Source organism: Bifidobacterium callimiconis, assembly GCF_003952005.1.
GTDB classification, from domain to species: Bacteria; Actinomycetota; Actinomycetes; order Actinomycetales; family Bifidobacteriaceae; genus Galliscardovia; species Galliscardovia callimiconis.
Genome location: NZ_QXGJ01000002.1, coordinates 33,558 through 57,158 on the forward strand (window position 1 = coordinate 33,558; position 23,601 = coordinate 57,158).

Below are 23,601 nucleotides of genomic sequence, written 5' to 3' on the forward strand. Positions count from 1 at the left end.
GTCGGGCCACTTGGCAGAAAGTCAAGTACACTGTTTTCCAGCAAACCCCAAATGCGGCAACCTCCACGGGCATTGCCGCAAGGCCAAAGGAACATCCAAAGGACATCATGGCAGATAACGAGAAGACCGAGAAGAAGGCAAAGAAGCAAGGCACGATCAGCCAGATCATCCAGATCTACAAGTTCACGAGCGCTGACGACAAGCAGCTGCCGTTCCTGATCGCGGGCGGCATCATCCTGCCGATCATCGTGGCGGCGGCCGCATGCGCCATCCTCAACGTGCACTGGATCACCTGGATCTTCACCATGATCCTGGGCGTCATGGTCGGTCTGCTGTTCGGCACGATGATCCTCACCCGCCGCGCCGACAAGGTGGGCTACCGTCAGATGGAAGGCAAGCCGGGCGCCACCGGAGCGATCCTCAACAGCATCACCAAGGCCGGCTTCTCCTTCCCGCAGGAGCCGATCTGGGTGGATCCGCGCACCAAGGACGCCATCTGGCGCGGCACCGGCCGCACCGGCGTGTATCTGGTGGGCGAAGGCGACTACGGCCGCGTGATGAAGGCCATGAGCCGCGAGGAGGCCAAGATCAAGCGCGTCACTCGCGGTTCCGACATCCCGATCATCAAACTGTCCGTGGGTGACGGCGAGAAGCAGGTGCCTCTGAACAAGCTGCAGAAGACCGTGATGCGTCAGAAGGTCAAGCTCACCAAGTACGAGCTCGACGAGCTCAACGGCCGTCTGCGCACCCTGCAGGCCAAGAGCTCGATGGGCGTGCCGAAGGGCGTGGACCCGACGAAGATGCACGTGAGCCGCAGGGCCATGCGCGGCAAGTAAAGCCGGGCAGCGGACTGCATACCGTTGCATGTCGAACCCGTTCAGCCGAAAGGGCCGGTCGCCATCTCACATGGTGACCGGCCCTTTCCCATACCCGTCACATCGTCGTTGCCGCATAACAATGCGCCTCACAGGCCGTCGGTTTCGCCCTACGAAACATTCTCGTAACTCAACGGCCCCCTACGGGAAATATCGGAGAGTATCTTTCAACTACGTAAGTTCTCATTGATAAAGGAGCGACTGTGGCAGAGAATAAGATTTTCGCCCACACGCCTGAAGAAGTCGAAGCGCTGATCAACAAGGAAGGCATCGAGTATGTCTCCGTGCGCTTCACCGATCTCATCGGCGTCCAGCAGCATTTCACCGTGCCGGCCAGCGAGTTCACCGATAACGCCTTCACCGACGGCATGCCGTTCGATGGCTCTTCGGTTCAGGGCTTCCAGGCCATCAACGAATCCGATATGAAGCTGATCCCGGACGTGACCACGGCTTACGTCGACCCGTTCCGCAAGCACAAGACCCTGAACGTCGCGTTCTCCATCGTCGACCCGCTGACCGACGAGCCGTACTCGCGTGATCCTCGTCAGGTCGCCGCCAAGGCCGAGGCCTACCTGAAGTCCACCGGCATCGCCGACACCGCCTCCTTCGCTCCTGAGGCCGAGTTCTTCATCTTCGACAAGGTGCGCTTCGAGAACACGATGCAGCGCTCCTTCTACGAGGTGGACTCCATCGAGGCTCCGTGGAACTCCGGCGTGGACACCGAAGAGGACGGCACCCCGAACATCGGTTTCAAGAACCGCGTGAAGCGCGGCTACTTCCCGGTTCCGCCGATCGACCACTACCAGGATCTGCGCGACGACATGGTTGCCGCCCTGCAGCAGGTCGGTCTGCAGCTCGAGCGCTCCCACCACGAGGTCGGCGGCGCTGGCCAGCAGGAGATCAACTACCGCTTCAACACCCTGCAGCACGCGGGTGATGACCTGATGAAGTACAAGTACGTGGTTCACGAGGTTGCCGCCCTGAACGGCAAGTCCGTGACCTTCATGCCGAAGCCGATCGCCGGCGACAACGGCACCGGCATGCACTGCCACCAGTCCCTGTGGAAGGACGGCAAGCCGCTGTTCTACGACGAGACCGGTTACGGCGGTCTGTCCGACCTCGCCCGCTGGTACATCGGCGGTCTGATCAAGCACTCCTCCTCCGTGCTTGCCTTCACCAACCCGTCGCTGAACTCCTACCACCGTCTGGTTCCGGGCTTCGAGGCTCCGGTCAACCTGGTGTACTCCGCTCGTAACCGCTCCGCCGCCATCCGTATCCCGCTGGCCGGCACCTCCCCGGCTTCGAAGCGCATCGAGTTCCGCGCTCCGGATCCGTCCTGCAACCCGTTCCTGGCCTTCTCCGCCCAGCTCATGGCCGGTCTCGATGGCATCCTGAACCACATCGAGCCCCCGGAGCCGGTCGACAAGGACCTCTACGAGCTGCCGCCGGAAGAGCACGCCGGCATCAAGCAGGTCCCGAGCTCCCTCGCCGAAGCCATGGACGCCCTGGAAGAGGATCACGACTTCCTCTCCGCCGGCGACGTCTTCACCGAGGACCTCATCGAGACTTGGATCGACCTCAAGCGCGGCGAAATCGACCAGGCTCGCCTGGCCCCGACCCCGCTCGAGTACGAGCTCTACTACCACATCTGATCGGCGTTTCGCCCGATCCGATAATCGGTAGATAAAGGGTGGTTGGCATCATCACGATGTCAACCACCCTTTTTGCGTTTCCGGTTCGGCACCGTTTAACGCCGTCGGGAATTTGCCGGATCGTGACGGGCTCGCTATGATCATCACCGGTACATAGCCGATACATCGGAATCCCGATATGCCAGGGATCCGTATCACAAGGAGAGTTCGCGAGTTGATTTCTCGATAGACAGCGGATTGACGCGGGAATGGTCATCGTCGTCGATGAGCCGTACCGTCATACCGACTGGCTATTCAGTGAATCACACGCAAACACCTGAATCACACGACAGCTGAATCATACGATATCGATCGCGAGTAATCTCGTTCGGACCCGCATATCAGGCGTCTGTCGTCCCATAGCCATGCATGACCATTTCTCCGTGTTCGCCGCAATACACCGTCGTATTCACCACCGAGGAAAGGACCATCAATCATGGCAATATCAACGCTGGCGCTTGCTCATATCACGTACACGGTTCCCGGCGATGCCGAACCGTTGTTTTCGGACGTCACCGCAACGTTTCCCCAAGGATGGACGGCCGTGCTGGGGGATAACGGCATCGGCAAGACCACGCTCATGCACATCGCCACGGGACTCGTGCGTGCCGAGGCCGGAACGATACTCCCCTCCCCCGGGTCGATGATCATCGGATTCTGTTCGCAGAACACCGATGAGGCGCCGACCAATCTTGAGGATTTCGCCGCCGACTGGTCCGCCGAAACGATGGCAATACGCCGCGATCTCGGCATCGACGACGACTGGCCGTGGCGGTACGCGGAATTGTCCGGAGGCGAGGCCAAACGCCTGCAGATCGCCTGCGCGCTGGCGCAGCACCCCGATGTGCTGATTCTTGACGAGCCGACGAACCACGTGGATGAGGACACGTGCAAACGCATCATCGCCGTACTGCGAAGATTCCATGGCATCGGCATCGTGGTCTCCCATGACGTGGATTTCATCGACGCACTGGCCACACGCTGCGTGTTCTTTGAGCGGGATCACATCCACGGACGCAATGTCACCGTGGTAAGAACCCGCCCCGGCAACTACAGTCAGGCCAGCGTCGATGCGGAGAACGAGCGTCGGTCAGCGGATGATGCGCTGCGTATGGCCCGCCGCGAGGTCGCACGTCTGGAGAAAACGGCCGCCCAGCGCAGGCACGATGCCGCACTGGCGACGACCCGCGCGCAGTCTCAGACCGCCCACGCAACCATCAGCAGGAGGGATCATGACGCACGTAATCTGCTGAAACTGCACAAGTCGCTGAGCACCGACGGCAGCGCGGGCGCGGCAAGTGCGCGCATCGCCTCAAGGACTGCCGCCGCCCGTCGTCGAGCGGATGACATCGTCACCACCGCGAAACGATATGACGGCGATATCTGGATGGACGCCGAGGCCAGTCATCGGACCGAGCTGGTTCGTCTTGAACCACAGCTGATTCGCTATGGAGGTGGACTCGGCGACATCGGGGACGATGATGAGGGGGTGGGGATTCCCCTGCTGAGCGTGGGGCCGCACGATCGCATCGGTATCATCGGCGACAACGGCACCGGCAAGACGACGCTGTTCCGAGCCCTGCTCAAGCATGCGGCACAGGCACAGCCGCCGATTCCGGTGCTGTCGATGGCGCAGAACACCACGGCCCGGGACGCGCGCGATGCCATGCGTCGACTTTCCGAGATGTCCGATACCGAAAGATCCGCGATGCTGAGTGCCTACGCCCAGCTCAACGCGGATCCCGATCGGCTGCTTGCCGGAGAGCAGCCGTCACCTGGGGAGCTGCGCAAACTGCTGCTGTGCCTTGGGGCGCGGCGACACCCGCATCTCATCATGCTTGACGAACCGACGAACCATCTGGATCTGCATTCCCGCCAGGCTTTGGCGAAAGCACTGGCAGCGTTCCCCGGTGCGGTGATCGTCATTTCGCACGACCGCGCGTTTCTGCGTGATGCCGGCATCGCCACGCTGTGGGAATGCCGGCGGAACACCGACGATTCGGCTCATCCGCATGGATCGCATCTGACGATTCAACACATTGCCCGATCAGAACGGCCATGATCGAGTGTCATGGATGCGACGTGGCGAGTTTTGTGGTTTTGCGGTTCCTGATTCGGCACACACCTCCCCTTTTCGGACCGATTCGGAGCCAATACGTGCCGGGATGCTCTCAGGAAAGCCACAAAACTCGCAAGTGTATGCCCGTCAGGCGTTGCGACGCCGGGCGATGAACGTTTTCACGCCGTACACCGCATAGCAGATCGCGATGATGACGAGCATGTAAATGAGCGACGGGCGCATGGACTCGTAGACCGCGCTCAGCACGATGGTGCCCACGCTGAGGAACAGTGCCACGATAGGCACGATCGGCCATGCGGGGGTGCGGAACGACAGCTCATTCACGTCACGCCCCTCACGCTTCATCTCGAGGCGGAAACGAATCTCGCACACGGCCAGCACCACCCACACGATCACGATGGCCAGGCCCGCGCTGGACACCAGCGCCAGATAGATAACGGACGCGGCGGTGACCGAGGAGAGCAGAGCGAGCAATCCTCCGATCATGGCGGTGCACAAGGCGATCAGCGGCACACCGTGCTTGGTGGTGCGCACGAAGATACGCGGGATCATGCGCTCGTTCGACAGCGACCACAGCATGCGCGTGGACGCGTACAGTCCGGAATTGGCCGCGGACAGGATGGCGGTGAGCACGACGAAGTTCATGATGTCACCGGCAAACGGCAGACCGATCGCGTCGAACACGAGCACGAACGGGCTCTTGTCCACGCCGGCGTCCTGCCACGGGATGAGCGCCGACATCACCACGATGGAACCAATGAAGAAGATCGCCAGACGCCAGAACGTGGTGTGAATGGCCTTGGGAATGTTCTCCCCCGGATCCTTGGTCTCACCGGCGGTCACGCCGAGCAGCTCGGTGCCGGAGAACGCGAACGCGACGGTGGACATGGTGGAGAACACGGGCGCGAACCCATTGGGGAAGACACCATCCTTGACGAGGTTGGTCAATCCCGGCGCATGCGAGTAGCCGGCGATCGGGATCACGCCGACGATGGCGAGCAGACCGATGGCGATGAACGCGATGATCGAGACCACCTTGATGCCGGCGAACCAGAATTCGGCTTCGGCGAACGAGCGCACCGACAGCGCGTTGAGCGTAAAGATCAGTACGATGAACAGCGCGCTCCACGCCCATGCGGGTGTACCGGGGAACCATTTCTGCATGATCAGACCGGACGCGGTGAATTCGGAACCGAGTGCGCCCATCCATGCGAGGAAGTAGATGATCGCCACGGTGAAGCCCGTGCCCGGACCGATGAACCGGCCGGCGTACACGTGGAACGAACCCGTCTGCGGCATGGCGGTGGCAAGTTCGCCAAGGCAGAGCATGACCATGTAGACGTTGAGCGCGCCGACGGCGTAGGCGAGAATGGTGCCGATCGGACCGGCCTGATGAATGGTGTATCCGGAGCTGAGGAACAGTCCAGTGCCGATCACTCCGCCAAGCGCGATCATCATCAGGTGGCGGGTTTCCATCTTGCGTTGCAGTCCGGCGCGCTCGCCGGAGGCCGCATGTGCGGCCGGCTCGGATTGCGTCTCGGTCTTCGCTGCCGAGGTCATGGTCGTGTCCCTTCCTCATTTGGGTAAAGTCCGTTTCACTGTATGTCAAAGCGATATGCCATGCGCCGTATCGGCTATCGCCTTTTGCTATACCGCGCCATAGGTTTTCCCATACTGTGATCATGGACACACTGACGGCCTCTGACACGCACACCATCATGTGATCGATGACATTGCGCGTAAGATGACTGATATCCCATATGCCGGAAATCACACCGCTCACTTCGGGTCAAGGAGGTCGCCATGGTCACGCTCAAGGATGTCGCCAAGGAAGCCGGAGTCACCGCCACCACAGCCTCCCGCGCCCTGCGCGGATTGAGCTCGGTAACGCCCAAGACCACGCAGAAGGTGCTCGCCGCAGCCGAAAAACTCGGCTATCGCATGAACATCTCCGCACAGTCGCTACGCACCGGCAAAAGCGGTACCATCACCTTCCTGACCGCCGGCATCGACGGCTCATACTTCTCCACTCTGGCCATGCGGTTCGCCGCCGAACTCAACAAACAAGGGCGGCACATGCTCATCGAATCGTCCCGATATCTGGTGGACGACCATGGCAATGATCAGGACATGTCGTATCTGTTCTCCGACGGCATCATCGCCATCAACGCCAAGCATGGGTCCAAGGCGCTGGAGTCGCATCCCTCGGTGATGCTGGAGGACTATGCGATGAACAGCACCTACGATCAGGTGAACGCGCCGAGCGTGGCGGGAACGCGGGCGGCGATCCGGCACCTCTACGACAGGGGATGCCGTCATATCGGCGTGGTGGGCGCCGGCATTCCTCCGGAGTCGAATCCGGGCGCCTCGCAAGAGGTGCGACTGCTGGCGGCCAAGCATGAATGTCAGGAGCTGGGACTCGAATTCGACGACGAGCGGTCGCTGATCAGGGTGTCGTGGTCCCGCGACGGCGGTGTGGAGGCCGGCCACAAGTGGGCCGACGAGCAGCTGCCGTTCGATGGACTGTTCTGTCCGAGCGACGGACTGGCGTTGGGACTGCTGCGCGGATTGGCCGACCGTGGCGTGCACGTGCCGCAGGATGTGGCCGTGATCGGCTTCGACGGCGTGCCCGACGGCGAGTACAGCGTGCCCACGCTGAGCACGATCGCCGTGGACTTCGCCGGCATGGCACAGGCGGCGGTGTCACTGCTCACACGCCGCATCGACCATCCCGAGGAGGAGCACTACCCGCAGACGGTCACCGTGGGATACAAGCTCATCGAGCGCGAATCCACCGCACGGTAGGATCCGCAACCGGGGGCTCCCCTCTCCGAGGGGAGCTGTCAGACGGGAGTCTGACTGAGGGGAGCAACGGCAAAACGAAATTCGGGTGCCCACTCCCCTCAGTCGGCTCCGCCGACAGCTCCCCTCGAAGAGGGGAGCCAAATTCCTTATTCCTTCGCCGAACTCCGCAGCCCACTCACGCGCGGCTCCCCTCGCTGAGGGGAGCTGTCAGACGACAGTCTGACTGAGGGGAGCCGCGGGTTCTTTTGTATCGGCTCAGACGAGTCGCACGGTGTAGAGGCGCTTGGTCACGCCGTTCTCGGCGACGAGCTCCACCTGAACCGTATCGGCATCGTCGGCGGGCGGCACGACGGTGATGGCCGCGTTGTCGCCGGCGGGCACCGGCTCAACCGTCAACGGAGCGCCGGCCTCGTGCCTCGCCACATAGGAATCGTGTTCCGGATCAAACGGCGAACCGTCCTCGCCTGTCACCGGCACGCCGTCCACGAGCAGTCCGGCGAGCGCGCATTCCTCGTTCACCACGGCGATCTGGGCGTCGCCGCGAATCTCGGTGATGGCGACGCACTCCCCCGGCCGGCTGGTGAAGTCGATGCGGATGCGTGAGGTCTTCACCATGTCGAACGAGTAGGTGCGTTCCAGACCGCGGTCGATCTTGGTCGACTTGGTCTTGTCGCCGAAGGATCCGTAGATCCATCCGGCGCTGCCCTGCTGTTCGACCGGCTTGTCGTGGGTCGTGAGCCCGCCGACCGGCACCCAGTGTCCGTCGTCCCATGCGCTCACCGTCACCGTTTCGGGCAGGGCCACGCCTTCGCCTTCCAGGCAGTAGTAGATCGTGAACGCGTTGAGCATGAACGGGGTTTCGGTGCCGTAGCCGAACCGGTATTCCAGCCATGCCGTGTCTTCGGTGTTGCCGAATGTGGACCAGCGGTTTTTGAGGTTGTATCCGGCGCGGGCGGTGTACGACACCGTGCCGTCCATCAGATTCGACACGTCCTCCATCACCTTGGGATCGGTGTTGGTGTACGACGCCTCAACCGTAGGGTACACGTCGTTGCGGAACGAGAAGAGGTCGCGGTTCTTCGCGTACCGGTCGGTCACGCGTACCGTGGCCTCGGCCTGCTCGTCCACACCGTCGACGTCGCCGATGATGGTGAACTCTCCCGGCTTGGCGTAGGAAGCGGCGTCCGGCTCACGCCAGGTGACATCGCGCTCCTCGACCAGTCCGTCGCTCCACCATACGCGCACGGCCGCGCGTTCCGTCAGGTCCGGTGCGATGCCCGCCACGGTCGCCGTGGAGACGTGTTCGACCGCCACGACCTTCACCACGGTGACCACAGCCTTGGCGTGCACGGCGGAACCGTCCACGTTCCGTACGCCGCTGACGCTGCCGCTCACCTCGTGGCTGCCGACCGTATGCCACAGATCGTCGGGGATCTGCCACGTCACTGGGAGCACGGCGTCGAAGCCGTGGTCGAAGTGCACGCGTACGGTCTGCGGCAGTCGTCCGGGCTCGCCGATCTCGGTACGCAGTTCCGTCGTGTCCACGTCGGTCACGTACTTGTCACGGTCGCCCTTGGCGACGTCGATCGTCAGCGGGTCGGATTCGACCGACCGTCCGGAGTATTCGGCGCGTACCCGAATCTCGGCATGACCGGACAGGCTTGCCTCGAACACGTTGCCGCTCACCGCGCCCACGGCAGGGTCGGACACCGTATAGGTCAGTGTGTCGGCGTCGATCGGCTCGCCGAGTGCGTTGACGGCATGTACGGTCAGCGTCACGGTGTCGTCTTCGACGAGTGTGGCGCGGTCGGAGGTCAATACCACCGTGGCGATCGGCGCCGGCGGAATGGTCACGTCCACGCGTACGGTCGCGCCGCGAGTGCCGTCCTCGGAGGCGATGTCGATCAGGTATTCGCCGGAGCGGCCACCGACGGGCGGAATGACCACGATGGAGGCGTTGTCGGCGGATTCGGCGTCGATGATCGGAGCTGCGGCATCGTATGGCAGGGTCAGTGCGTAGCGACGTGTATCGGGCTCGAATCCGTCGATCGTCGTGCCGTTGATGCGCAGATCGGACAGCACGACGGACGACGATGCCTTTTCTCCGTCACTCAGCGTACGAATATGCGCTTCGGCGTGCAGCGGTTCGGCAGAGCCTGGAGCGTCGAGCGCACCCCGAACGACCGTCATCGGGGAATCGTCGGAACGGTCGGCATCGTTCGACTGTTCCCAGATGACGGGTTCGGAGCGTTGACTGCCGTCGTCGTAGACGACCGTAATCGTGTCGGGCAGGAGCGGTTCGGCGTCTGCAGCGACGGCAGTGGTATAGGGAACGACGGCGACCGGTGCGGCGACCGTGACCGTCGCGTGTGCGGCGAGACCGTCCGCGGTCACGCCTTCGATATGGACGATGCCGGGATGCCGGTAGTCGGCGGAGTCGAGGCCACGCCATTCCACGGAAACCGGGGCGACGGTATTGTTGGCGAGTTCCGCGGTGACGGAGTCGGGCAACGACGGCGCCGTGCCGACGGTCGTGCGCACATGGACCGGGCGCACGGTGAGCGGGATGCGGTCATCGGCCGGGGTTGCACCGTTGATGTCATTGCTGCCGCCAATGAACACGGCGGCCTCCCCCGTTTCGAGCCCGGCGGCCTTGGCATGCACGCGGATCGGCCTTCCGGAACCGTCGGGCGCGACGATGGCCAGCGCCTTGCCGTGATAGGCCTTGCGCACGGGCAGTTGGAACGCCTCGGTGCTGGCCTGATACCCGTTGTCAGTGCCGAGGATCGTGCCGTTCTCCACGGTAAAGACGATCTGGTTGTCCACGTCTGGGCAGATCACGCCGGCGGAGTCGATCACGTCGGCGGTGATGAAGCTCAGGTCACGATCGTCGGCGGAGAGCACGTGACGGTCGGCGGTGAGGCTGATGGCGGCGGGAGAGCCGGCGGTGGTCACGACGTCGCGTGCCACCTCCCTGCCGTCGGCGTTGTAGGCCACGGCCTCCACCACGCCCGGTTCGAAGTCCACGTTCCAGTGCAGGTAGATGGAGTCACGGGGATCGTCCTTGGCAAACCGGTATTCGAACGGCTTGTCGGGATGGGCGGTGTCGATGTGGAATCCGGTCTGGTGCGGGATGAACTCGCGTACGCCGAGCGATCGGCCGTTGAGGAACAGCTCCACCTTGGCGGCGTTGGAGTACGCCCAGATCTGTACGGGCTCGCCGTTGCGCCAGTTCCAGTGCGGCAGCAGGTGCACCATGGGCGCCTCGTCGGGGTCGGTCCACAGGCTCTGGTAGAGGTACCACTCGTCCTTGGGGAAGCCGGCGGAGTCGACGATGCCGTAGTAGGCGGTCTTCGGGGCGAGTACGGTGCCGTCGGATTCGGTCTGGCTCGGGTCGTTCCAGTAGAAGTTGCCGATGTAGGGCGCCGGTTCGCCGATGTAGTCGAAGCCGGTCCACGTGAACTCGCCCATGTGGAAGTCAAGGTTCATGGAGCGCATGAAGTCCTTGCGGATGGGCGTGCCGCGGTTGGCGGTGATGTCGTACGACGTGATCTCGTAGGTGTCGGGGTCCCACGGCTGCCGGCCTGGCTCGAACGGGAACTCGGTGCCGCGCACGCCGTCGGGCACATCGGTCGGGTACACGTAGTATCCGCGGGACCCGAGGCTGCATCCGCTTTCGGAGTTGATGATCAGATCGTTCGGATGCTTCGCATGGATGGCGACGAGATGGTCTTCGGAGGCGTAGGAGTAGCCGCGCACGTCCATGCGTTCGTGGATGTCGTTGCCGATACCGTCGATGCCTTTGCTCAGGTACGAGGAGTCGTTGACGCAGACCGGGCGCGTCGGATCCGCGGCGTGCGCGACGGACACGAGTTTCTCGGCGAGCGGCAGTTCGCTTTCCTGCCAGGCGACCTCGTTTCCCAGGCTCCACATGAACACGCTCGGCTCGTTGCGGTCGCGGCCGATCATGGCCTTGAGGTCGGTGGCGGAGTCGGCGAGGAAGTAGTTGCTGTAGTCGTTGCGGTCCTTGGGGGCGGTCCACATGTCGGCAAGTTCCTCGAGCACGAGGAAGCCCATGCGGCTGGCCTCTTCGATCTGCACCTTGGAGCCGATGTTGTGCGCGGTGCGGATGGCGTTGACGCCGGCGGCCTTGAGGATCTTGAGCTGACGGACCACGGCCCTACGGTTCACGGCGGCGCCAAGCGCACCGAGATCGTGGTGCATGCACATGCCGGCGATCTTCATACGTACGCCGTTGAGTGACAGTCCGGTCTCGCTCGACATGCCGATCCAGCGCAGACCGAACATGGTCTCCACCTGATCTATCGGGGAACCGTCGACGATGATGCTGGTGCGCAGCGTGTAGCGGTAGGGGTCGTTCGTGCTCCACAGATGAGGATGGTTCAGCATGATCAGCTGTCGTACCGGCGATTCGTCGTCGGTTCCCTTGTATCCCGCGGCGATGGTGACGGAGCATTCGTTCGATGCGACCGTTGTGTCGCCGTCGATCACTTCGATCAGCAGTGTCGCCGTGACGTCGGCGTCGGTATGGTTGGCCGGCCAGGTCTCCACGTGGATCTCGGCAAGATCGCGCTTGACGTCCTGTTCGAGCGTGGGCGTGCTGATGCAGATGCCGTCGTGCGCCACATGCACCGGGTCGGTGACCACGAGCGTCACGTCACGGTACAGGCCGGCGCCAGGGTACCAGCGGGAGCACGGCTCGGGCGTGTTGGTGTGGACGGCCAGCACGTTGGGTTCCCCGGCGAGGTTCAATGCATCGGTGATGTCCACCTGAAAGGGCGCGTATCCGTTGTGGTGCTCGGCGATTCTGGTGCCGTTGACCCAGATCTCGGACAGTTCCATCACGCCGTCGAAATTCAATGACACGCGTCGTCCGTTCCACTCCGGTCGAGTGTCGAATGCCTTACGGTACCAGCCTTCACCGGTGCGCAGGAATCCGACGGTGGATCGGGCCAGACGGCTGAACGGCCCCTCCACGCCGAAGTCGTGCGGCAGTCGAACTTCGCGCCACGTAGAGTCGTCGAATCCGGGATTCTGCGCTCCGGACGACACGCCGCGATGAAACTTCCAGCCATCGTTGAAATCGGACACACGGGCGACGTTGCTTATGTTTTCAAACCGCCCGGCAGATTTCGGAGGCGTAGTAGATACATCGTTAACATTCATGACCATAAACTCCTTCGTTTTTACGTCCTCCGCGCTACCTCGTGCGGAATTCCAACATTCACGAGTAATCAATGGTGAGTTTCGGCAATCAGGATGCTGGATCTTGATACCGTCTCTCGTGTGTGGATACTTTTCAGCATAGCACCAGTTTTGACATCGATAAAATTGGTGTTATAGTTCTAATCAACAAGCTAAACAACCTCTTGATTGCAGCTTGAAGTTATATCGATAACTCTATGGGTTTCTCTGCTGGATAGCCAATGAGGTCATTTCTGCATAGTCATACAGCAATAGCTGCCAGTGTTGAACCTGACAGACTGCATCTGCTATCGATATAACTGAAGTCATCAGGGTTCCAATGGTCCCTACTATCTCGATGAAGAGAAAGGACGACAATAATGTCGGGCAATAACACGATGAACTACGATCTGACGGGCAAGGTACCGCTGCTCGCCAAGTTCGGCTTCTCCATGCTTCCCCTCGCATGGGTCACCCAGACGATGGTCGTCACCTGGCAGATGTTCTACTTCACAACGTTCGTGAAGATGTCGGTGATGATGGTCACGCTCATGCTCACCGTCGGCAAGGTGGTCGGTGCGTTCGCCACCCCGTTCTGGGGATACCTCTCCGATCGTCTGTACCGCACCGCGTTCGGCCGCAAGTTCGGTCGTCGTCGCGCCGTGCTGCTGCTGTGCATCCCGCTGAACTTCATCTTCTACATGGGCCTGTGGATCATGGGCATGCCCACCTGGTTCTACTTCCTGGTCAACATCCTCTACTGGGCCGCATGGGCCGGCGTCACCACCGTGCAGTACGCGCTGCCGGCGGAGATGACCGAGAACACCACGCAGCGCGCCCAGATCGTGGGCATCAACCAGATCGCCGGTGCCATCGGCGGCACCTCGCTGTCCATGCTCAACATCTGGCTGTTCACCCTGTGGGGCAAGGACAACTGGACCGCCTACTTCTACATCGCCCTGCTGTGGGGCATCGTCGGCACCATCGCCCTGTTCATCGGCTTCCTGACCGTCCAGGAGCGTCCGTACGACGCCTCCACCGACGTGGCCTCCTCCGACTCCTCCAACGGCGAGGCCTCCGGACTCAAGCGCTTCGTGGGCGTGTTCTGGAACTTCCTGTCCGCCATGCGCGTCAAGTCCTACCGCGTCTACCTGGGCATGTACATCTGCGAGCAGACCTTCCGCGCCATCCGCGGTACCATCAATACCTACTTCGTGATGTTCGTGCTGCTGCTTGACCCGCAGACCGTGTCCCTCGGCACCGGCGTCGGCTTCATCTTCGGCATGGCGTTCGTGGCCATGTGGATCTGGCTGACCGCCAAGCTCGACGGCATGCGCACCTTCCGTCTCGGCGGCTACGCCTGCATCCTCGCCTTCGCCTGCATGCTTGGCCTGGGCATCTTCCACGCCAGCGTCTCCACCGGTGTGCGCGCCACTCTGTTCGTCGTGTTCCTGATCCTCATGAACTTCGGTATCTCCGGTGTGGTGAACGCCACCCAGTTCGTGTTCACCTTGGTTCCGGACGTCGACGAGATCGTGACCGCCAAGCGTCGCGAAGGCCAGTACGCCGGCATCAACTCCACACTGGACGTCATCTTCACCGCTCTCGAGACCCTGCTCATCGGCGCCGTTCTGAGCTGGACCGGCTTCGTCGAGGGCGCCACCACCCAGCCGCCCGCCACCGTCGACTGGATCATGATCCTCTACACCGTCGTCCCGGTCGTCCTGGTCATCCTCGGCAACATCGTCTCCCGCCTGCTCAAGATGACCAGCGCCAACCACAAGAAGGTGCTCGCCGAGGTCACCCGTCTGCGCAACGGCGGCGACATGAAGGACGTCGACGCCGACACCAAGAAGGTCGTCGAGGAGCTGTCCGGCTTCAAGTACGAGGAATGCTGGGGCCACAACAACGTCATCGACGCCACCAACAAGGGCTGATTCGGCCCGTGCCCGCAACATCAATCCCGGCCGTACCCACGCAGCAACCACGTACGGCATGATCTGAAAGGAGCAGCCTATACGCCACTGAACTACTAGTTTCGGTTTTTTCTTCCTTGATCCCCCGCAGCGGACCCTTCCGACCGCCCGGGGGATTTTTCGTATATCCCCTGCGTTCTCCCTCCCGGGGAGGGAGATGTCACGACGTTGTCGTGACAGAGGGAGGGCTCCTGCTCCTTCATGCACCAAAAAATTTTCAGCAGTCAGCAAAGGGGGAATCCACCCCTCACATGCAATGCCTTTACCATGGATCATGGCTCAGCGACGAACATTCAACACCGGCAACCGTCAACGATCACAGCGCATGAGGAAAAACATGACCCTGTGGGAACGCAGATTGTGGTTTGAATTTCTCAGCACATATCCGGTTCGTTTCCGACGTCAACGTCTCATCGGCAACTACATCGTCGATTTCTACTGCGCCAAGGCCGAATTGGTAATCGAGCTGGACGGTGGAGGACACTTCCGCTACGACGTCAGAGAGCAAGACAACGATCGAACCCACATACTTGAGGCACGTGGACTTCATATCCTCCGTTTTGCAAATAACGATGTTGATCGCAACTTTGAAGGGGTATGTGCCGTAATCGACACTTTGGTTCAGCAACGGATACGATCACGGAAAGGATAGCCGGGACCTAGTTGAGTTTGGAACCCTCCCTCAGTCCAGCCTTCGGCCGGACAGCTCCCTCCCATGGAGGGAGCACATGCTCATCCCCTTCGTTCTCCCTCCTTGGGAGGCTGAATCCGTCTGGACAATGCCGGCAGCATTTTCAGGATTCAGGCGAACCGACAGGCGAGCTGACGCGACGTCGGGCGCAGCCCGTCCATTCCTGCGGGACAATGTCACGACGCACATCGTGACAGAGGGAGGGCTCCTGCACGACCGGCAGCGTTCCGTCAACCGCAGACCTGCACGTTTCCCCACCGGCTCCATCGCATCTTGACTGCAGGTTCATATCCGTTCCATACCAAACCCGCAGCGAAGGGGCTCCTACACTGCGGATTCGTCACTGTAGCCGAACAAACCCGCAGCAAAGCACACGCTACACTGCGGATTTGTTTTCGTCGCCGAACAAACCCGCAGCGAAAACACATACCTCAGAAGAATCGCCCCATCATCCCTCGCAGGCATGAAAAAGGCTCCCTGCGCGGTGGGGCGCAGGGAGCCTAGGGACAGATCCGGCGGCCTGGCAGATGGAACGATGGCCTCCGAGCCCGTTCCGTTCCGTCGGATCACGATATATTCAGTTAGCTTGTTGTGGAAGCGTCACGCGGCCATCGATCAACCAATCGGCCGCGCGACGGGAAAGTTACAGCGTGCGCACCCAGTCGGCGGCAAGCTTGGGCCAGCATTCGACGAGCGGCTGGTTGTAAGCGTCCTCCCCCACCGTGGTGGTCTCACGGTTGGCGAGCGCCAGACCGTGTGGGCCGTAGGGGAAGATGTGCATTTCGAAGTGCACGCCGGCGCGGCGCAGCGCGGAGACGAACAGCAGGCTGTTCTCCACGGGCACGAGCTGGTCCTCGAACGTGTGCCACAGGAACGCGGGCACGGTGTCGGCGGTCACGCGCTTCTCCAGTGACAGTCGTTCGACGAGCTTGGGGTCGTCGGTGCCGACGAGGTTGTCGAACGAGCCACGGTGGGCGAATTCGCCGGACGTGATCACCGGGTAGCCGAGGATCATGCCGTTGGGCTTGAACCGGTTGGCAGGCATGCCGGTCTTGTCGGAGAGCCACTGTTCGTTCCACATGGTGCCGAGGCTGGCGCACAGGTGGCCGCCGGCGGAGAATCCGCACAGGATGATCCGATCGGGGTCGATGTTGAATTCGTCGGCGTGGAATCGCAGGTAGGCAACTGCGCTGACGAGTTCGAGCAGGGACTGCGGGAATCTGGCCGGCGCCACGCTGTAGTCGAGCACGCAGGCGTGGAATCCTTCGGCCACTATGCGCAGGGCGATGGGTTCGGCCTCGCGTTCGGAGCAGAAGTGGTAGCCGCCGCCGGGCACGACGAGGATCACCGGACGCTTGCGGTCCGGGTCGATCGTCTCCCAGTTTTCGAGGAAGAACGTGCGTAGCGTGGCGGCCGAGCCGTTGACGGACAGGGAGACCTTCTCGTTGATCATTGCGCGTCCCCTCCGAGTGCTGCCTTGAGCGCCTTGGTGATGATCGGCGCGTAGTACTTGTCGATGCCGGCGAGGTTCGGGTGCGTGCCGGACGGGTGCACGTCGGGGTCGGGGTAGGTGGCGGTCTCCGGGGTTCCGGGCAGTCCGTCGGTGCCGAGCATGTCGAACGAGTAGGTGACGCGCATGTCTTCGTTGCGCGCGTCGAGGTCGGTCTCGCCGAACACGTCGGCGACGGTGACGCCCCACTTCCTGCAGGCGGCGAGCTGTACCTGGCGCAGGTAGTTCTGCACGGCCCAGTCGCGGCCGATCTTGGCGACGGCGAGGTACACGATCGGCGTGTCCGGCCAGTGGCGCCGGAATGCGAGGATCGTCGCCTCGAAGCATCCGGCGTAGGTGGTGAGGTCCAGTTCGGCCGGATCCTTGGACTCGCTTACGGCGCCAAGGTATGCGGGGATGAGGTCGGGCCATGCGTCGTTGGCGCCGCCGTTGAACAGGATCACGTCCGGCTTGGGCTGGTCGATGCCGACGAATTCGGCCTGCTGAAGGATCTGGCCTTCGAGGCCGTTGCGGATCGTGCTGAAGCGGATGGTGGCGCCGTTACGGGCGCACTTGACGAGGGTCATGCCTTCGTTGTCGGCCACGACGTTCACGCAGGAACGTTTGGTGTAGTAGTGTCCGTCGACGATGCTGTCGCCGAACGCGTAGAGGACCTTGCCCTTGAGGATGGAATCGGTCATGATGGTGCTCCTTTGCAGTGAATGAGATTTGTTCGGTTCAGCCGAGGTCGGCGCAGATGTCGTCGGACGCGGGGATGGTGACGGCGATGCGACGCGGTTCGGCGGCCACGGCGTCACGCCATGCGGTGACCGTGTAGATCACGTGTCGGCTCTGTCCGGGAAGCGGCAGGTCGTGGAACTCCGGCTTGACGATCACTTCACGGTTGTACACGCGGCCTTCGGCGTTGGACTTCTCCACCACGTAGTAGTTGGCGTGCGGGGAGGCCGTCCAGCGCAGGTTGACTTCGGCGCCGATGATGCCGGTGACGCCGTCGGCAGTCAGGTTTTCCACCGGTTCGGGCGAGCCCTGCTCCTCGTCGTGGAAGGCGAACTCCGGGTAGAGTGCACCCAGTTCGCGGGCGACGATGCGGGCGTATGCCTTGGCACCGGCGGGACCGATGTGCACGATGTCCTTGATGCCGTCAAGATGCCGCAGGTACTGCAGGGCGGAGACGCGCAGGAACACGGCGTCCACATTTTCTTCGGGCAGGGCGGCAAGGTACTCCCCCGCCAGTCTGCGCAGGTCGATCAGCGGTACGTCGTGTTCGGCGGCATACGTGCGGGTGACGTCGGCGTACGGGTCGAGTGCCTTGCCTACGTCGATGCCGGCACCCTGCGGATACTGCGGGATGGCGGTGACGAGCACCGGGCGCGCGCCGCGGTCGGCCACGCTGGTCACGTAGCGGTCAAGCCATGCAGCGTATTCGTCGAGCGGGATGTAGCGCATCGGACGGGTCTTCGATTCGTCGTTGATGCCGAACTGGATGAGCACCACGTCGTTTGGCGCGAGCGATCCGAGCAGTTTGTGGAATCGGTGCTCGTCAAGGTAGCTGCGCAGTCCGCGTCCGCCGAGGGCACGGTTGTGGATGGTCGGGCCGTCGCCGGTGAACACGCGGGCCTGCGGCACGGTGGATGCAACGTCATGCTCGTAGGCGAACCGGTGGTCGTTCATCAGGAACCAGGCCAGCCATTCGCCCCAACCGGCCTGCGGCGCCTCTTCGGCGAAGTAGGTCTGTACGGTGGAGTCGGCGGCGATGAAGATGTGCGGACGGTCGGCGCGATTCCGCACGATCGGCTCGTAGGAGAGCTGTGCCAGCGTAAGCTCACCCCAGCCGGTGGTGGCGTCGTCGCGGCCTTCGACGGGCACGAAGGTCAGTTCGATGTCACGACGGGTCAGCTGCACGTCGAAGGCGATCTCGCGACGCTGGTCGGGCAGCAGCGTGAACTGGGCGACGTCCTGGCCGTTGATGATGGCGCGGAACGTGCGGCCGGTCTCGTCGGTGTTGTCATCGGTGCCGAGCACTTCCGCGGTGATGTGATAGCCCTTGGACGGGGCGGGTGCGGCGATTGTGGTGCCGATGAAGTACGAGGTGCGGGCGATGGTGTTGGGGTCGTCATTCAGCGCGTCGGACTCTTCGACGAGTCGACGTGTGGTGAAGGCAAGACCGTTGGCGCCGTATGCCTCGGCCGGCACCGGGAGGAGTTCGGGGATGCGGCGCTTGTATGCGCCGTCTACCCAGCCGGCCGCCTCGTTCGGGTAGTCGCGTACGAATGCGTGTTCGTACGGCTGGGTGAAGGTGATGGTGGTCATGATTGTTCCTTTTGATGAGCAGGCATTCATGGGCTTCCCCTTGAGGGGAAGCTGTTGGCAGCGTCGACTGATGAGGTGACGCGACGGAGTCGCAGGAATACGGATTGATCGTGGATCGATGCCAAGTAGTGCGAGCGCGGGGCCGCCCGTCACCTCATCCGACCGGCTTCGCCGGCCACCTTCCCCTCAAGGGGAAGGGGATAGGATTTGACGGCAATTACGCCGACATTCTCCTCTTTCAGGAGGAAGGCGATAGAGATCGTGGACTGGCGGCAATCAGGACTTGCGCTGGGTGTCGGGGCCGAGGCCTTCGGTCAGCTCGTCGGCTTCGGCGAGGGTCCTGGGAGCGTCGCCGCGGATGAAGTCGAGCGTGACGATGGCGTTGAGGCACCACTGGGCCACGAAGTTGGTCTTGACCCATGGGTTCTCCCACGGGATCTCCTCGAGTTCGGCCTGATTGCCCACGTTGTGCAGAGTCACGGTGTCGAATCCGGTGTGCCTGCCGTCCATGAGCGCGTGGATCAGGTACTTCCACACCTTGCGTGCGATGGTCTTGTCGCCGTAGTATTCGGCGGCGTACGCGCCGATCGCGGAGGCGAAGAACGGGAACGGGTAGGCACGATCGGCCAGCGCGCCGTTCGACTCCTTGACCACCTCCTCGTGCGGCAGGAAGTAGAAGCGACCGAAGTCGGCGACCATCTTCGGCCAGTCCGGGTCGTCGACGAGGTCCTTCATCTCGATCCACACCTCGGGGGCGCCCTGGCAGATGGCCAAGTGCACGCCGCCGGTGGACTCGTTGTTGATGAACCGCAGGTGGCAGGTGTTCGGGTCAAACTCCATGTCCACGCCGGAGTTGAGCTGCAGGTCCATGGCCTTGATGTCGTCGATGCCTGTCTGAATCTTGTTGAGGAACTCCGGGGAGTTGGTGCGCTCGAGCTGGGTCATCCAGTCGGAGCACAGGCTCGACCAGTCCGGGCCGGAGCGGGCGTGGGCCAGGTAGACCATGGATTCCTTGTCGTACCAGTCGCCGAGCGGATCCTTCTCGAGGAAGGTCTTCTCCACGTCGCCGAGTTCGTCGAACAGGTCCTCGAAACGGCGGTCGCCGGTCAGGTAGTAGTACACGCGGTGGTGGCCGGCCATGGAGATGCGGGCCTCCTTGCACGGGCAGCCCCAGTGGCGCACGTTGTGGCGGGAGCCGAGTCCCTTGTACTTGCCCAGATGGTAGACGTCGACCTCGGAGACGTGACGACACAGCTTGCTGGCGATGTCGAAGATGTCCTCGCGGCCGGAGCGCAGGAACGCGTACCACAGCCAGTAGGTGGGCACCAGTTCGGCGTTGTCCCATGCGAAGCCGCCCATGTCGTAGCGCCACTGGTGGCGGGCGGAATCGTAGGAGTGCATGATGTCGCCGTAGTCGAACATGCCGTACCAGTTGCGCAGGTCGATCTCCTTCCTGTAGAAGGCGACGGCCTTGTCGAGCTGGTCCTCGAGCCAGTTCTCCATCTCGGTGTCGCGAACCGGCAGCGACCAGCGGCCGAACGCGCCGAGCTCATGGTAGAACTCCGGGGATGCGAGGTACTGTTCGGGTTTGTCCACGGCCAGCGAAAAGTCGAGCAGCGTCTTGTCGTCGGGGATCGGTGTGGGGCCGGCGGCGATGGAGAACTCGTTGGTGCAGGCGATGCCGTCCGGATCGGCGCCCTTGTAGTCGTATCCCTCGTAGTACGCCCACTGGTAGCCGTCCTGCGCATAGTGGCGGAAGTCCATGGACTGGGCGTCCGGGCTCCACAGCCACACGGTCGCCGTCGCGGTGTCGGTCGTCAGTCCGGAGAACGTGTAACCGGTGGGGTACTTCTGCCAGAAGTCCTTCACCGCCACCATCACGGAACCGGCCTCGGAGCCGAAGGACGCACCGCCGCGGGTGCGCCTGCCGTGCAGCGTGGTGATGCGGCACACCTGCTCGTCGGCGGTCTTCTTGGAGATGACGAAGTGCGACGGGGAGTCCTGCACGACGTGGTATTCGTCCCACCACGGCATGTCCTTGAGCACCGTTTCGACCTTTTCGTTGTCGGAATCGGAGTTGGCGGTCTGGTTGAGCACGCCGGACGCGTCGATGGTCTCGCCGGCCTCGTCGCTCGGGTGGATGAGCTTGCCGGCCTGCTGGTCCTCGTACAGGTGGCTGGGGATCACCGGCTTCCAGGTGAGCAGCTGGGCGAGGCATTCGTGGATGGTGCCATGATCGCCCTCGAAGCGCACGTGACGGTTGTACGGTTTGCCGGCCATGGGGGATTCGAACCGCACGCCGAGGCCCTTCAAAAAGTCGTGGTTCTCGTCGCCGTCGTAGATGAACGTGTGCTGGAAGTCGAGCCGTTCGGCGTCGTAGCCGACGGTCATGCGGATGATGAACGGCAGACGTTCGGTGCCGTCGTCGGACACATGCGTGCCGGTGTAGCGAACCACGGTGACGAGCGGACCGGATGCCTCGAGCGTGATGTCGTCGACACGACCCGTGAATGCGGTGCGGCGGACCAGTTCGCCTTCATGCTCGCCCGCGTTCGGGTCCTCGAGTTCCAGCACCGGTACGGCGTCGGACGCGACAACGCGGCCGTCGACGACGAACGATTCAAACAATCGCTTGGCGGAGCGTCTGATCGTCACCGTCGCCCTGCCGGCGTCGATCGTGATGACGTCGCCGTCGTCCTGGATGCGTTCGGCATAGGCAGGGACCGCGGTCGTGCCATCGGCGTCGTAGATCAGTTCGGCGGAAGCGCCCATCAGACCGGCGTCGGCGGTGTGCGCCGCCCACTTGACCGATCCGTCCGGCCAGTACGCGGTGATGCGTGACTGCACCGGAATCGTCTCGCCCCTGTCGTTGGAGAGCGTGAAATGATTGTTCGCCGCGGCGTCTGCCGGCACTTCGCCGCGTTTCCACATCGAGCCGAACGTGGTGTAGCCGCCGCTGCCGTTTCCTCGCATTGCGTGCAACTTCATCCGAGTCATCTCCTTCCGACGTCCCGCACCGCATACGTCCTTGTGAATGAAGGCGAAGGTCGTCGTAACATCGTCGTTTGGTCGGGCCTCCGCCGCATGCGCAACGGAGGTCGCTTACTGCTGAATCTATCAGCGTCGCTTCAAAAATGCAGATCAACAAATATCAAATATTGCCAGATATCTACTATTTCTTGATTCTGCTATTTTATCGATAACATTAAAGATAGCAAAGGTATTGTCATTTGTAAAACAACGATAGACTTATCGATGTCATGACATTGCCGAGGCCTCCATGACGGGCATTCACCACGGCTACGATGGACCGTGATGATCGACGAAAGCGGCGGCCAATCGCCGACGTCGGCAGACAAGGAAGACGATGACGAATAATTCACGACGGGCCAAGCCGACGATGAAGGACATCGCCCGCGCGGCGCACGTATCAGTGTCCACGGTAAGCCGCGCGCTCGCCGACCATGGTGGCACCGCAGCCAGCACCAAAAGGCTCGTGCATCAGGTCGCTACACAACTGGGATACACCCCCGGCGACAAGGGACGTGCCAAGACCTGGCATTCCGGCATGATCGGACTGGTTACCACCGATCTTGAAGGCCGGCCGTCGCTGCCGGTGCTCATCGGGGCCGAAGACGCGCTGGGTCCGATGAAGCATTCCATTCTGCTGGCCAATTCGCGCGGCGACGCCAAGCTGGAGACCAGCCGCATCGAACAACTCATGTCGCGCAACGTCGACGGGTTGCTCGTCGTCAACAAATCCGTGGATCTGCGCTCGCCGATCCCCCGCAGCCTGGTCGGAGACACCCCGGTGGTGTATGTCTATGGCCCGTCGCGCGATCCCGACGACTGCTCGGTGACGGCGGATTTCGCTCAGGGCGCCCGACTGGCGATCGATCATTTGGTCGATTGCGGACGCACACGAATCACGGTGATCGGCGGGCTCGAACATGCCCGAGCCACGGCGGAACGCATGATCGGACTGGAACAGGCATTCGCCGCCCATGGAATCCGTCCGATCGCCACGCCACGATTCGGCAACTGGGACGTCTCATGGGGACGTCACGCCGCCGAACTGCTGCTCCGTGACGGCATGCCGTTCGACGGGCTGTACTGCTTCAACGACCGCATCGCCCGCGGCGCCATGGAGACGCTGATGGGACATGGCCTGCGCGTGCCCGACGACGTGGCCGTGATCGGGCACGACAACTGGGAACCGCAGATCATCGACGCCGCAGTGCCGCTCACCACCGTGGACAACCGCTGCGAGCGCATCGGCCGAGTGGCGGCGATGGTGCTGCTCGACGCCATCCAGGGTAATCCCCATCACGGCATGATCACGGTTCCTGGCGTCCTGATCCAGCGCGCCTCCACGACTTCCCCCACTCCCCCGAAGCAGTGACGTCCCAGGGGCATCCCAGAGGCAGTCCGTGCGGCGGACCGCCGGGGATGCCGACC

13 protein-coding genes are annotated in these 23,601 nt (G+C 62.5%); 7 read left to right on the forward strand and 6 right to left on the reverse strand.

All coding sequences use genetic code 11. The features are described from left to right. Positions 1 to 107 precede the first annotated feature (107 nt). The 3 genes from D2E23_RS02345 to D2E23_RS02355 all read left to right on the forward strand — a co-directional run bounded on the left by D2E23_RS02345 (position 108) and on the right by D2E23_RS02355 (position 4,628). On the forward strand, positions 108 to 836 hold the full coding sequence (locus tag D2E23_RS02345) for a DUF4191 domain-containing protein (RefSeq protein WP_126029404.1): 729 nt from the start codon (positions 108 to 110) through the stop codon (positions 834 to 836). Between the two features lie 242 nt (positions 837 to 1,078). Next, a complete protein-coding gene (gene glnA / locus D2E23_RS02350) occupies positions 1,079 to 2,527 on the forward strand; it encodes a type I glutamate--ammonia ligase (protein ID WP_126029405.1) in 1,449 nt (482 codons plus the stop codon). A 475-nt stretch (positions 2,528 to 3,002) separates the two neighbouring features. Then, complete coding sequence (locus tag D2E23_RS02355; protein WP_126029406.1) at positions 3,003 to 4,628, forward strand: ATP-binding cassette domain-containing protein; 1,626 nt, start codon at positions 3,003 to 3,005, stop codon at positions 4,626 to 4,628. A gap of 144 nt (positions 4,629 to 4,772) precedes the next feature. Here D2E23_RS02355 and D2E23_RS02360 read toward each other — a convergent pair whose 3' ends face one another. Beyond that, the gene (locus tag D2E23_RS02360) at positions 4,773 to 6,206 is read right to left on the reverse strand and encodes an amino acid permease (RefSeq protein WP_126029407.1); all 1,434 of its coding nucleotides are present in this window, start codon (positions 6,204 to 6,206) and stop codon (positions 4,773 to 4,775) included. 243 nt (positions 6,207 to 6,449) lie between these two features. On the opposite strand from D2E23_RS02360, the gene D2E23_RS02365 reads away from it, so the two are divergent. Further along, complete coding sequence (locus D2E23_RS02365) at positions 6,450 to 7,451, forward strand: LacI family DNA-binding transcriptional regulator (protein ID WP_126029408.1); 1,002 nt, start codon at positions 6,450 to 6,452, stop codon at positions 7,449 to 7,451. Positions 7,452 to 7,706: 255 nt separating this feature from the next. Here D2E23_RS02365 and D2E23_RS02370 read toward each other — a convergent pair whose 3' ends face one another. Further along, the gene (locus D2E23_RS02370) at positions 7,707 to 12,563 is read right to left on the reverse strand and encodes an Ig-like domain-containing protein (RefSeq protein ID WP_164520634.1); all 4,857 of its coding nucleotides are present in this window, start codon (positions 12,561 to 12,563) and stop codon (positions 7,707 to 7,709) included. Positions 12,564 to 13,036: 473 nt separating this feature from the next. On the opposite strand from D2E23_RS02370, the gene D2E23_RS02375 reads away from it, so the two are divergent. Beyond that, positions 13,037 to 14,593, forward strand: coding sequence for an MFS transporter (locus tag D2E23_RS02375; RefSeq protein ID WP_126029410.1), 1,557 nt, complete (start codon positions 13,037 to 13,039; stop codon positions 14,591 to 14,593). Positions 14,594 to 14,906: 313 nt separating this feature from the next. After that, the gene (locus D2E23_RS02380) at positions 14,907 to 15,284 is read left to right on the forward strand and encodes an endonuclease domain-containing protein (RefSeq protein ID WP_126029411.1); all 378 of its coding nucleotides are present in this window, start codon (positions 14,907 to 14,909) and stop codon (positions 15,282 to 15,284) included. 682 nt (positions 15,285 to 15,966) lie between these two features. Here D2E23_RS02380 and D2E23_RS02385 read toward each other — a convergent pair. The 4 genes from D2E23_RS02385 to D2E23_RS02400 form a co-directional block, all read right to left on the reverse strand. Beyond that, entirely contained in the window at positions 15,967 to 16,776 is an 810-nt protein-coding gene (locus D2E23_RS02385; protein ID WP_126029412.1) for an alpha/beta hydrolase, read from the reverse strand. Beyond that, on the reverse strand, positions 16,773 to 17,513 hold the full coding sequence (locus tag D2E23_RS02390; protein ID WP_126029413.1) for an SGNH/GDSL hydrolase family protein: 741 nt from the start codon (positions 17,511 to 17,513) through the stop codon (positions 16,773 to 16,775). The genes D2E23_RS02385 and D2E23_RS02390 overlap by 4 nt, the downstream gene beginning before the upstream one ends. Positions 17,514 to 17,550: 37 nt before the next feature. Then, complete coding sequence (locus tag D2E23_RS02395) at positions 17,551 to 19,143, reverse strand: GDSL-type esterase/lipase family protein (RefSeq protein ID WP_164520635.1); 1,593 nt, start codon at positions 19,141 to 19,143, stop codon at positions 17,551 to 17,553. A 276-nt stretch (positions 19,144 to 19,419) separates the two neighbouring features. Next, entirely contained in the window at positions 19,420 to 22,131 is a 2,712-nt protein-coding gene (locus tag D2E23_RS02400) for an exo-rhamnogalacturonan lyase family protein (protein ID WP_126029415.1), read from the reverse strand. A gap of 379 nt (positions 22,132 to 22,510) precedes the next feature. On the opposite strand from D2E23_RS02400, the gene D2E23_RS02405 reads away from it, so the two are divergent. Beyond that, positions 22,511 to 23,545, forward strand: coding sequence for a LacI family DNA-binding transcriptional regulator (locus tag D2E23_RS02405; protein WP_126029416.1), 1,035 nt, complete (start codon positions 22,511 to 22,513; stop codon positions 23,543 to 23,545). Positions 23,546 to 23,601 lie beyond the last annotated feature (56 nt).

Bases quoted from the DNA above. Each gene is read 5' to 3' on its own strand.
- D2E23_RS02345 (WP_126029404.1), top strand. From the start codon at position 108: ATGGCAGATAACGAGAAGACCGAGAAGAAGGCAAAGAAGCAAGGCACG.
- D2E23_RS02355 (WP_126029406.1), top strand. From the start codon at position 3,003: ATGGCAATATCAACGCTGGCGCTTGCTCATATCACGTACACGGTTCCC.
- D2E23_RS02360 (WP_126029407.1), bottom strand. From the start codon at position 6,206: ATGACCTCGGCAGCGAAGACCGAGACGCAATCCGAGCCGGCCGCACAT.
- D2E23_RS02365 (WP_126029408.1), top strand. From the start codon at position 6,450: ATGGTCACGCTCAAGGATGTCGCCAAGGAAGCCGGAGTCACCGCCACC.
- D2E23_RS02375 (WP_126029410.1), top strand. From the start codon at position 13,037: ATGTCGGGCAATAACACGATGAACTACGATCTGACGGGCAAGGTACCG.
- D2E23_RS02380 (WP_126029411.1), top strand. From the start codon at position 14,907: ATGGCTCAGCGACGAACATTCAACACCGGCAACCGTCAACGATCACAG.
- D2E23_RS02385 (WP_126029412.1), bottom strand. From the start codon at position 16,776: ATGATCAACGAGAAGGTCTCCCTGTCCGTCAACGGCTCGGCCGCCACG.
- D2E23_RS02390 (WP_126029413.1), bottom strand. From the start codon at position 17,513: ATGACCGATTCCATCCTCAAGGGCAAGGTCCTCTACGCGTTCGGCGAC.
- D2E23_RS02395 (WP_164520635.1), bottom strand. From the start codon at position 19,143: ATGACCACCATCACCTTCACCCAGCCGTACGAACACGCATTCGTACGC.
- D2E23_RS02400 (WP_126029415.1), bottom strand. From the start codon at position 22,131: ATGAAGTTGCACGCAATGCGAGGAAACGGCAGCGGCGGCTACACCACG.
- D2E23_RS02405 (WP_126029416.1), top strand. From the start codon at position 22,511: ATGACGAATAATTCACGACGGGCCAAGCCGACGATGAAGGACATCGCC.